Annotated in this window: 11 protein-coding genes; 3 read left to right on the plus strand and 8 right to left on the minus strand. The window is 63.4% G+C overall.

Features of this window, described 5'->3' with window-relative positions; all coding sequences use genetic code 11:
- Window positions 1-3: 3 nt before the first annotated feature.
- The 6 genes from astD to ACN9MW_RS30250 form a co-directional block, all read right to left on the minus strand.
- Window positions 4-1,473: a succinylglutamate-semialdehyde dehydrogenase gene (gene astD / locus ACN9MW_RS30225; RefSeq protein WP_426165908.1), complete on the minus strand. Its 1,470-nt coding sequence runs from the start codon at window positions 1,471-1,473 to the stop codon at window positions 4-6.
- On the minus strand, window positions 1,466-2,518 hold the full coding sequence (gene astA / locus ACN9MW_RS30230; protein WP_426165910.1) for an arginine N-succinyltransferase: 1,053 nt from the start codon (window positions 2,516-2,518) through the stop codon (window positions 1,466-1,468). The genes astD and astA overlap by 8 nt, the downstream gene beginning before the upstream one ends.
- Before the next feature lie 14 nt (window positions 2,519-2,532).
- Window positions 2,533-3,564 (minus strand): arginine N-succinyltransferase, encoded by a 1,032-nt coding sequence (locus ACN9MW_RS30235; protein WP_426165912.1) that lies wholly within the window; start codon window positions 3,562-3,564, stop codon window positions 2,533-2,535.
- Between the two features lie 116 nt (window positions 3,565-3,680).
- Entirely contained in the window at window positions 3,681-4,922 is a 1,242-nt protein-coding gene (locus ACN9MW_RS30240; RefSeq protein ID WP_426165914.1) for an acetylornithine/succinyldiaminopimelate transaminase, read from the minus strand.
- A gap of 185 nt (window positions 4,923-5,107) precedes the next feature.
- Complete coding sequence (locus ACN9MW_RS30245; RefSeq protein ID WP_426165916.1) at window positions 5,108-6,052, minus strand: GlxA family transcriptional regulator; 945 nt, start codon at window positions 6,050-6,052, stop codon at window positions 5,108-5,110.
- A 3-nt stretch (window positions 6,053-6,055) separates the two neighbouring features.
- Window positions 6,056-6,973, minus strand: a complete 918-nt coding sequence (locus ACN9MW_RS30250; protein WP_426165918.1) for a DMT family transporter — start codon at window positions 6,971-6,973, stop codon at window positions 6,056-6,058.
- Window positions 6,974-7,053: 80 nt separating this feature from the next.
- On the opposite strand from ACN9MW_RS30250, the gene ACN9MW_RS30255 reads away from it, so the two are divergent.
- The 3 genes from ACN9MW_RS30255 to ACN9MW_RS30265 all read left to right on the plus strand — a co-directional run bounded on the left by ACN9MW_RS30255 (window position 7,054) and on the right by ACN9MW_RS30265 (window position 8,706).
- Window positions 7,054-7,491 carry a MarR family winged helix-turn-helix transcriptional regulator gene (locus tag ACN9MW_RS30255; RefSeq protein WP_426165921.1) on the plus strand — a complete coding sequence of 146 codons (438 nt, stop codon included), beginning with the start codon at window positions 7,054-7,056 and terminating at the stop codon, window positions 7,489-7,491.
- A 12-nt stretch (window positions 7,492-7,503) separates the two neighbouring features.
- Window positions 7,504-7,788, plus strand: coding sequence for a hypothetical protein (locus tag ACN9MW_RS30260; RefSeq protein ID WP_130309964.1), 285 nt, complete (start codon window positions 7,504-7,506; stop codon window positions 7,786-7,788).
- Between the two features lie 81 nt (window positions 7,789-7,869).
- Window positions 7,870-8,706 (plus strand): HDOD domain-containing protein, encoded by an 837-nt coding sequence (locus ACN9MW_RS30265; RefSeq protein ID WP_426165925.1) that lies wholly within the window; start codon window positions 7,870-7,872, stop codon window positions 8,704-8,706.
- A gap of 31 nt (window positions 8,707-8,737) precedes the next feature.
- Here the strand turns inward: ACN9MW_RS30265 and ACN9MW_RS30270 are convergent, their stop codons facing one another.
- Together ACN9MW_RS30270 and ACN9MW_RS30275 are read right to left on the minus strand one after the other, a co-directional pair.
- Window positions 8,738-9,148 (minus strand): DUF4019 domain-containing protein, encoded by a 411-nt coding sequence (locus ACN9MW_RS30270; RefSeq protein ID WP_426165928.1) that lies wholly within the window; start codon window positions 9,146-9,148, stop codon window positions 8,738-8,740.
- A gap of 34 nt (window positions 9,149-9,182) precedes the next feature.
- Window positions 9,183-10,544 carry an FAD/NAD(P)-binding protein gene (locus ACN9MW_RS30275; RefSeq protein WP_426165930.1) on the minus strand — a complete coding sequence of 454 codons (1,362 nt, stop codon included), beginning with the start codon at window positions 10,542-10,544 and terminating at the stop codon, window positions 9,183-9,185.
- Window positions 10,545-10,576 lie beyond the last annotated feature (32 nt).

The raw sequence follows: 10,576 nt of genomic DNA on the forward strand, positions 1-10,576 counted from the left end.
TCCTCAGAAGTTCATGCCAGGCGACAGCTTGGCAGGCATTTCAAGGGCGCCGTTCTCGATCGAAGCGACCGGGTAGGCGCAATAGTCCGCCGCATAGTATGCGCTGGGACGATGGTTGCCGGACTTGCCGACGCCGCCGAACGGCGCCGAGCTGGCCGCACCGGTGGTCGGGCGGTTCCAGTTAACGATGCCGGCGCGGGCGCGAACCTGGAACTTCTGCCACAGCGATTCGTCGGTCGACAGCAGGGCTGCCGCCAGGCCGTAGCCGGTATTGTTGGCGGCCCGGATAGCGGCGTCGAAATCGTCGACGCGGATGATCTGGGCCAGTGGACCGAACCATTCTTCGTCAGGAATGCCTTGAGCGTCGGTGGTGTCCACGATGCCGGCGGAAACAAAGCCGGTGCCCGGTTCCAGCTGGCGCATTTCCAGCAGCATCTTGCCGCCCTTGGCCACCATGTCGGCCTGCGCCTGCACCAGTTTTTCGGCCACGGCGGCGGAAACCACAGGCCCCATGAACGGCGCCGGTTCGGCAGCCGGAGCGCCTACGCCCAGCTTGGACGCCACCTCCACGAAACGCTTGACGAAGGCATCGCCCTGCTCGCCCTTCTGCACGATCACGCGGCGCGCGCAGGTGCAGCGCTGGCCGGCGGAGATGAAGGAAGACGAAATCGCCATGAATACGGCAGCATCGATGTCCGTCGGGTTCCAAACGATCAGAGGATTGTTGCCGCCCATCTCCAGCGCCAGCAGCTTGCCCGGCTGGCCGCCGAACTGCTTGTGCAGCGCCGCGCCGGTCTGGCTGGAGCCGGTGAACAGCACGCCGTCGATCTCCGCATTCTGGCCCAGCGCGATGCCGGTTTCACGGCCGCCGTTGACCAGGTTGATCACGCCCGCAGGCACGCCGGCCTTTTCCCACAGCGCGACGGTCTTGATGGCGGTGCGCGGTGCGTACTCGCTCGGCTTGAACACCACGGTGTTACCGGCGATCAGCGCAGGCACGATGTGGCCGTTCGGCAGGTGGCCCGGGAAGTTGTAAGGACCGAACACGCCGAACACGCCGTGCGGACGGTGGCGCAGCACGGCTTCGCCATCGGCAACCTTGTTGCGCGATTCGCCGGTGCGGTTGCCGTAGGAAGTGATCGAGATGTCCACCTTGTTGGCCATGGTGGTCACTTCGGTGCGCGCTTCCCACAGCGGCTTGCCTACTTCTTCCGAAATGGTCTGCGCCAGTTCTTCCGCGTTTTCCTTCAGCAGGTCGCGGAACCTGGTGACGATGGCGATGCGCTCTTCCAGCGGACGGTAGGCCCAGGATTCGAAGGCGGCGCGCGCAGCATGCGCAGCTTCCGCCACGTCATCGGCAGTCGACTCTTTCGACGAGTAGATATGCTTGCCGGTGGCCGGGTTGGTGGTCACGATGGTCTCGCCGTGGCCAGCTTTCCATTGGCCGTTGATGAAATTGCTCAGTTCAGACATTCTGGTTCTTCCTCACGTTGAGAGACAGGGTGCGCACGGTGTCGCCGGCATGGCAATGCAGCAGCGCTTGTTCTTCGGACGACAGGTCAATGCCGCCGTCGGATGGATTGGCGTCGGTCAGGATCATGCGGAAGTCCTGCATGACGGTGTTCGACACCAGGTATGGTTCGGTGGTGTGCAGCGCGCAGGCATGCGCGGTATCGGTATCGCGCGTGACGGATGCCAGTTCGCTGTCGCGCATCGCGCGCAGTTCGGAGACGCGGGCTTGCAGCACCGGGCCGGCGTCGAAGATGTCGACATAGCCTTCGTAGTGCAGGCCTTCCTGCTCCAGCAGGCGGCGCGCCGGCGCGGTAGCCTGGTGAACCTTGCCGATCGCTTCCTGCGCATCTTTCGGCAGGTAGTCGACGTACAGCGGCTGGCGCGGCATCAGCTCGGCGATGAAGGACTTCTTGCCCAGCGCGGTCAGGTCGTCCACATGGTGGAAGTCCATCTTGAAGAAGTAGCGGCCCAGGCCTTCGTAGAAAGGCGAGCTGCCGTCTTCCGCCTGGTAGCCGCGCATCTCGGCGATGATCTTCTGCTCGAACAGGTGCGGGAACTGGGCGATGAACAGGAAGCGGCTCTTGGACAGCAGCTTGCCGTTATTGCCCTGGCGGTAGTCCGGGTGCAGGAACAGGGAGCACAGCTCGGAGCAGCCGGTCAGGTCGTTGGACAGGTACAGCGTGTCCATGCGGGTGAACACGTTCAGCTCGCGGCTGGAGTGCACCAGGGTGCCGATGCGGTAGTTGTAGAAAGGCTCGGTCAGGCCGACCGCGCCCTTGATGGCGCACACGCCGGCCAGGCGGCCGGTGTCGGTGTCTTCCATCACGAACATGTAGTCGCGTTCTTCCGGCGGGATGGTTTCGGCGAAGGACGCCACCGCCACGGCGACGCGGTCGCCCATCATCTTCATGTCCGGCTTGAGGGTGGTCATGCCGGTGCCCACCTGGCTGGCCAGGTTGAACAATCCGTCCAGGTCACTCGCTTTAATGGCGCGTACAACTAGCATAGGTTTTCTCGTTCTTAAATGCGGACGCAGGTCACGGTGTCGCCCTCTTCCACGCGCAAGATGTCCTGGGCGTTCTTCGACAGGCAGACGGTATCGGTATTCTCCAGCGGTGCGCAGTTGATGGTCACCGCGCGGAAGCGCTGGTCAGGGCCGGTGGACACGGCGTAAGTCGCCACCGCGTCGCTGGCTTGCGTGCCTTCGGCGCTGGCCACGCGGCGCGGCAGCGAGGTGGTGAAGGTACGCAGCGCATGCTTGTGCGCCTGCAGGATCGGGCCGCCGTCAAAGATGTCGATGTACTCGTCGGCTTCGAAGCCTTCGGAGGTCAGCAAATTGAATGCCAGTTCGCCGCTCGGGTGGATCTGGCCCATCACGGCTTGCGCATCGCCCGGCAGCAGCGGCACGTAGACCGGGTAGTGCGGCATCAGTTCCACGATCAGGGTGCGGTTGCGGGCGCCGCCGATCACGCGTTCGGCATCCAGGAAGTCCATCTTGAAGAACTTGCGGCCCAGCGCATCCCAGAATGGCGAGCCGCCGTTTTCATCGGTCAGGCCGGCCAGCGGCACGAAAAAGCGGTCGCCGAAACGGTGCGGCGCCTGCACTGCGTACAGCAGGCGGGAACGCGACAGCAGGGCCGCTTCCGGACGCTGCGCCACGCTGGCGTCGACGTAAAAGCCGGACAGCTGCGAGTAGGCGGTCAGCTCGGAGCACAGCGTCAAGGCGTGCACGCTGTGGCTGATGTTCAGGTCGCGCGAGACTTGCTGGATAACGTCATTGCGGAAGGAGAAGTAGGTGCCGTTCGAGCCTGCGGAGGCGTGGATGGCGGCGGTGCCGACGATCTTCCTGTCGGCCAGCGACTCCATCACGAACATGTAGGACTCTTCGCTCGGGATGTCGACGTGGGCGGAGAAGGAAGCGATGGAACGCTCGACTGCCTGCTCGATCTTTTCACGCGTCTTCGGCAGGGTATGGACACCCGGCATGCTGACCGCGGCCAGTGATTCGAGGGCGGCGATGTCGGCGGTTTCTACCGGACGGACTACGTACATGGGTGCTCCTCTTTTATTCTTCTCTAAAACAGCAAAACCGGTAAACCTGTGTCAGACCCACGGGGTCTGACACTATGGGTGTCTGACCCTGCGGGTCAGACACCGGGTTACCGGTTTCAGGCCTTGGTCAGCTCAGCAACCGCCAGGCGAATAATGCGATCTGCCTCATCGATCTGCGCATCCGACACCACCAGCGCCGGGGCCAGACGCACCACGTCGGTACCGGCGATCAGGATCATCAGGCCCTGTGCTTCAGCAGCACGCTGGATATCCTTGGAACGGCCCTTGAACGGCTCGGCCACAACCAGGCCCAGCAGCAGCCCGGCGCCGCGCACGGCGGAGAACACCTGAGGGAAATCGCGCACCAGGCCTTCCAGCTTGCCGATCAGCTTCTCGGAAGCCTCTTTCACGCGGGCCAGGAAGGCTGGCTGGTTGATGGTTTCCAGCACGGTCAGCGCCACGGTGGCAGCCAGCGGGTTGCCGCCGTAGGTAGTGCCGTGGGTGCCCACTGCCAGGTGCTTGGCCAGTTCGTCGGTGGTCAGCATGGCGCCGATCGGGTAGCCGTTGCCCAGTGCCTTGGCCGAGGTCAGGATGTCCGGGGTCACACCGTAGCCCTGGTAAGCGAACAGGGAACCGGTACGGCCCATGCCGCACTGCACTTCGTCGAAGATCAGCACGGCGTTGTGCTTGTCGCACAGCTCGCGCAGAGTCTTCAGGTATTCTGGATTGCCCGGCATCACGCCGCCTTCGCCCTGCACCGGCTCAACGATCACGGCGCAGACGTCGTCGCCGATGGCAGCCTTGGCCGCTTCGATATCGTTGTAAGGGATGTGGTCGATCGATGGCGGCAGCGGCTCGAAACCTTCGGTGTACTTGGCCTGGCCGCCGACGGACACGGTAAACAGGGTACGGCCGTGGAAGGAGTTCAGGCAGGACACGATGCGCGGCTTCTTGTCGCCGAACTTGGCGTGGGCGACTTTACGGGCCAGCTTCAGGGCCGCTTCGTTGGCTTCGGCGCCGGAGTTGCAGAAGAAGGCGCGGTCGGCGAAGGTGGCTTCGGTCAGGGCCAGGGCCAGGCGCAGGACCGGCTCATTGGTGTAGCCATTGCCCAGGTGCCACAGGGTGTTGGCTTGGCGGGTCAGGGCTTCCACCACGACCGGGTTGCAGTGGCCCAGGGAGGCGACGGCGATGCCGGAGGTGAAGTCCAGGTAATGCTTGCCGTTCTGGTCCCACAGGTCCAGGCCCGCTGCTCGCACTGGCACCATCTGGGCAGGTGCGTAAGTCGGGACGATTACCTCGTCAAAAGTGGCGCGGGTTACAGGGCGGGTGGTAACAGTCGAGTCAAGCTTGGCGTTCATGGCAAATCCCCATCAATGGTAAGGTGTACTGCATTGTAAAAGCGGGGATGCTAAAACTCTTTTGAATCTGCGACAAGGATTTTCAAAATTGTCCAAGCAGCTTGAAAGTCGGGGTCAGGTCTGGCAATCCGCCACTTTTTCCGCAATGCGGAAAAAGTGGCGGATTGCCAGACCTGACCCCGACTTTAACCTTGCAATTTGCGCTGTCGCTCTTCGCGTGGCGTGTTGCCAAATAAGGTGCCAAAAGCGGTCGAAAAGTGCGACCCCGACGAGAATCCGCACATCAGGCCGACCTGCACTATGGAATGATTTGTTTCTAAAAGTAATTGCCGTGCCCGTTGCAGGCGCAGCTCCAGGTAGTAGCGCGAGGGCAGCGAGCCCAGGTACTGCTTGAACAAACGCTCAAGCTGGCGCCGCGACAAGCCCACCAGCCCGGCGATATCGTCGGTCGACAGCGGCTCTTCGATATTCGCCTCCATCAGGGTCACCGCCTCCGACAGCTTGGGCTGCAGCGCCCCGAAACGCGCCTGCAGGGCCACCCGCTGCCGCTCTTCCGACGAACGCACGCGGTCGATGCACAAGGCTTCCTTGATCTCGGCCTGCACATTGGCGCCGAACAGCGCCTCGATCAGGGTCAGGGAAAAGTCGAGCGAAGCCGCCCCGCCGCAGCAGGAAATCAGCCGCCCATCGATCTCGAACAAGTTCGGTGTAAGTATGGCGCGCTCGGTGACATCCTCGGTTTCCGCATATAGCGCCCATGGCAGGGCAATGCGTGCGCCGCCCGCCGCTCCAGTCTGGGCCAGCCACAACACGCCGGCGCCGACCCCGCCCCAATATTCCGCCTCGCGGCAACACTCGATCACCGCGCGCAGTTCGGCATCGGCCGGGCGAGCCGCCCCCTCGTCCGCGACCAGCAGGGCCAGTTGCCAGTCGCCGGCCAGGCCGGATGCAGCGGCCAGCTGGGACGGCGTCATCACGTCGAGCTGGAAGCCGCCCTTCAGAAGGCGCTGGGCCAGCCGCAAGGGCTGCGCCAATCCGGACCAGGCCAGGCTGTCCGGTTCGCCTGCATTCACCAGCAGCATGCGCAGCGGCTGCTCCCGGGTCAGGCGACTAAGTTGGGCAAATGACATCTTCTATTCAGGGACAAGCGCCGACGCCGGGCGCTCAGGGGTATTCCATTGGCTGACAATCATACCGGAGATCAACAGTACCGCCCCCAGCAGCTGCATCACGCCCATCGTCTCGCCCAGCCAGAAGTAGCCGAAGATGGCAGCGCTGGCGGGTTCGAAGGCATAGATCACTGCTGCCTCGTTGGCGGTGGCGTGGCTCTGCCCCCACGTTTGCAGGGAAATGATGGCCGCCGTGGCGATCACGCCAAGATAGGCCAGGTTCCATTTATAGGTCGCCAGGCCTTGCCAGATGTAGGTGTAGTAGTCCTGCGCATCATGCGGCACGTCGATCACCCCGCGCGGCACTTCACGCAGCAGTATCCACAGCCCGGCAAACAGGGCCACGGTCCAGATCTGGGCCACGGTGAGCGTCATCAGGCGGTCCACCTTGCGCGAGAACTGCTCCATGACCTTGATGTAGAGGCCGAACAGGAAGGCCGCCGCCAGTGCCAGCGAGTCGCCGCGGCTCCAGCTGAAGCTGCCCTCCCAGCACAGGGCGAACAGGCCGCCCACCGCCAGGACCAGGGCCAGCACGATGCGCTTGTCCGGCCACTTGCCCATGGCAATACCCAGCAGCGGCACCACCAGCACGTTCAGGCCGCAAATGAAGGCGTTGCGGTTGGAAGAAGTCAGGCTCAGGCCTTCGACCTGGGTCAGGTAACAGAAGAACAGCAGCACGCCGGCCAGGAAGCCATAGTGCAGGTCACGCCATTTGGCGCGCAGCAGGAAGGGGGACAACAGCACACCGGCAATCGCGAAGCGCGACAACACGATCCAGTTGGCCGACAGGTTGTCGGTCATATCCTTCATGGCCGGGAAGGTGGTGCCCCAGACAATGGTCACCACCAGCAGGGCAAGGATACCGCGTGCGTGCAGGGGCATGGCGTTTAGTACATCTTGTTATGAGTTTGCATATAGTAACCGATGGAGGCCGAGGCTGGCGGGCGCTATAATCCGGTGTCATGGGCGAACGATATTTGAAAAGCATCCGGCTGCTGGCCGAGTGCATGCAAGGGTTTGAGAGGTGGTCCGGCGAACACGTTCGCCAACTTGGCCTCACCCACGCGCAATTCGATATCATTGCCACACTGGGCAACACCCCAGGCATGAGCTACAAGGAGCTGGGCGAACGCACCCTGATCACCAAGGGCACCCTGACCGGCGTCATCGAACGCCTGGAACAGAAGGGCCTGGTGGAACGGGAACGCAATGCCGACGACAAGCGCTCCTTTTTCGTGCGCCTGACCCCGGCGGGCGAGCAGCTCTTTGCCGAAGTGTTTCCTGTTATCGTCGCTAAAGGCGTACAGTTGTTTTCGGACTATAGCGACGCCGATTATGACGCCCTGGAACGCACCCTGGCCGGGCTGAAGGCCACAATCAGTGCCGGTACACCACTATAAAGAACGAGAAGAATGTTAAAGACCACCCTGCTGGACGGCATCAAGCCAGCCAAATTCGACAAGCAAATCACCGGCAACCTGCTGCTGGAAAACACCAGTGCCGACCTGGTGCGCAAGGAAAAACTGCTGATTGGCATCCGCAATGAAGACGGCGAGATCTACCGCCTGATCGGCGCCACCAAGCACAACAGCTTTACCAATGCAGTGGAAGAACTCGAAGACCTGGAACTGGTCGACGAACTGGGGGATGTCGAAGGCACCGTGGAAGGGTGCGACGCCATCTTCGGCGAAGGCTAAGCTGGGCGTATAGCCAGTTTTTTCATCAAAATAACCACCCTGTCCTAGTTCCAAAGGGCAATTTCTGCATATAATTTTCGCATGGACAGACTGGAAGCCTTCAAAGCAATTGCAGCCCAAGCCGGCCGCGGTGAGCTTACATTCCCCACCAATATCGACGCGTCGATCAAGCTTCAGCGCGCGCTGAACGATGACAATTGCCATATCGACCTGGCAGCCAAGCTGGTGCAGGCCGACCCGCTGCTGGCGGCCCGCACGGTGGCCATTGCCAACTCGGTGGCCTACAACCGCTCCGGCATGGAGATTTCCAGCGTGAAGACGGCTGTGCAGCGCCTTGGGGTGCGCACCCTGCAGTCGCTGGTAACCTCGGTGATCGTGCGCCAGCTCGGCACCAAGATCCGCAATCCCCTGCTCAAGGCCAAGGCCAACCAGCTGTGGGAGCACACCGCCCACGTGGCGGCGCTGGCGCAGGTGATTGCGCGGCGCGTGTCCCACGTCGATCCCGATACCGCCATGTTTGCCGGCATCGTGCACGAGGTGGGCGGCTTCTACATGCTGTCGCAAGCCGAAGCCTATCCGGAAGCGATGGAAGGCGATCCGGAAGAATGGACCACCTACGGCGAAGTGCCGATCGGCCGCGGCGTCCTGCAAAAGCTGATGATTCCCGAGAACGTGATGAAGGCCGTGGAAGCCATGTGGGAAGGCATGCGCGCCCTGCCACCCGAAAACCTGGGCGACACGCTGCTGTTGGCCAACGACTTGTCCCCGATCGCCTCGCCGCTGCACGCCCGCCCGGGTGCAACCTCGGTGGCAGCCGCCAGCACCATCGACTTCGCCGTCGGCGACGGCACGCTGGCCAGCATCATGGAAGAGTCGGCGGAAGAAGTGAAATCCCTTACCTCCGCCCTGCTTCACTGAGACGTACCCCTTAAAAGGGGTACGTCCCCATTTATTTTATAAAGTAACCGGAGACGCGCCAGTTGCCGTCCGGCCCTTTCATCGGGGTCACGGTTTCCACGGCGCTGGCCTTGTTCTCGAATTGGGTGGCGAACTGCAGGACGAAGTAGTCGCCTGCCGGGGCGCCCGGCAAGCTGTGCGTGAACTGGGCACTGGCCAGGCGGCGCGACTTTACTGTTCCCAAGGGCATGCGCACATTGCGCAGCGCCTGCTCCCAGCCCGGCTTGCTGATCGCGCCTTTGAATGCCGGGGCTGCCTTGTCCCAGCTCGCACCGTAGCTGCCGGCATCGGTCAGCGCCAGCCATTCGCTGGCGGCGGTTTTGGCGGAATCGCCTGACGGTGCATCTTGCGCAAACACGGCGCCAGACAGCAATAAACCAGCAATCAGCAAAACCGCGCGCATCGTCGTTCTCCAACACTGTTGAGGATTGCCAATTTTACATGCAGGCGCGGGCGATCGTGGCGGCGAATTGACGCAGTTCAGGCACCGCAGTCGCCTCCCAGTAGCCGGCCCGCAGCCAGGGGCCGATGTAATACAGGCCTGGCGTCGGTTTGCCGTCTGCGCCAAGCACGGTGCAGCCGGCGCCGGTTTCCACGCCGAGTCCCAGCGCGTCGGCCTGCATCAGGCCATCGGCCAGGAGCTGTCGCACCAGAGGCATCGATGCGCGGCGCGGGCTGGCGCAGCTGCCGGTACAGTTGATGATGCGGGCGGCGCGCAGTTCGACGACTGCTTCGCTGCCGCGCGGCTGCACCGCCAGGACCGCCAGTTCCACCTCGTCGCGGATGCCCATGACGCGTCCTGCCGACACGCGCAGCGCGCCGCGCTCCAGCGCCGCCGCCAACTCCTGCTGCACCATTGGCGGCAACTGGTGCCGGTGCACGTCCCAATACGGCCGCACATGGCGCAGGAAGCGGCGCCGCTCGACCGCGGGCCAGGCTTGCCAGATGCCCGCGGACTGGTGGCGCAAGGCTGCCAGCGCATCGTGCCAGTCCAGGCCCGCCGCTTCAAGGCGTTCCACCTGCCGCATGAAAGCGTGCAAGGCCGCGCGAACGGTTGGCGCTTCGTCGCGCAGCAGCGGGCTGCCTGCCAGGTGGCCGCAAGGCGGCTTGCTGGGCTGCGGCAGCAGGCCATGGCGCGACAGCGCATGCACGCACTGCGAGGGATTGCGGCGCAGGAGCTGCAGCGCGATATCGACCGCCGTCAGGCCGCTGCCCAGCAGCAGCACCGGGTCGTGAACGCCAACGGTGGACAACAGGTCTGCGCGCCATGGATCCGGCACGTAATGCGCACTGTCGGCCAGCGTGCCGTGCGCCATTTCCGGGGGTGGCGCGGGAAGGTGTCCGAAGGCCAGCACCACCCGGTCCGCCTCGATCCGGCGGCCGTCTTCCAGCATCGCTTCCAGCCTGCCGCTAGTTTCGGTTTGCAAGCGGCATACGCTGCCGCTGATGCAATCGAGGCTGGCGTGGCGTGGCGCCTGGTCTTGCGCCTGGCGCAGTGCCCATTCCAGATAGTCGCCGTACACGCTGCGGGCGACGTAGGAACTCCCGGTCACGCGGCTGTCGCGCAGCGCCGCATAGCGCAGGAAGTGTTCCGGATCATCGGGCAGCACGCTCATTTTTGCCGCCACTACGTTGAGCAAGTGCTGCTGGCTTTGCGTCCCGTATGCCATGCCGCGCGCCAGCCGTCCGCTGCGGTTCAACAACAGCAGGCGCAAAGGCTGGCGTCCCGCGAGGCGCAGCATCTGTATCGCGCACGCTACACCGGAAAAGCCTGCACCTACGATCAGCACGGTGCGCATGCTGCCCTCCTGCATCGCGTATATAGTCGCAT

This window comes from Pseudoduganella sp. R-34 (assembly GCF_049904655.1).
GTDB lineage: Bacteria > Pseudomonadota > Gammaproteobacteria > Burkholderiales > Burkholderiaceae_D > Rugamonas.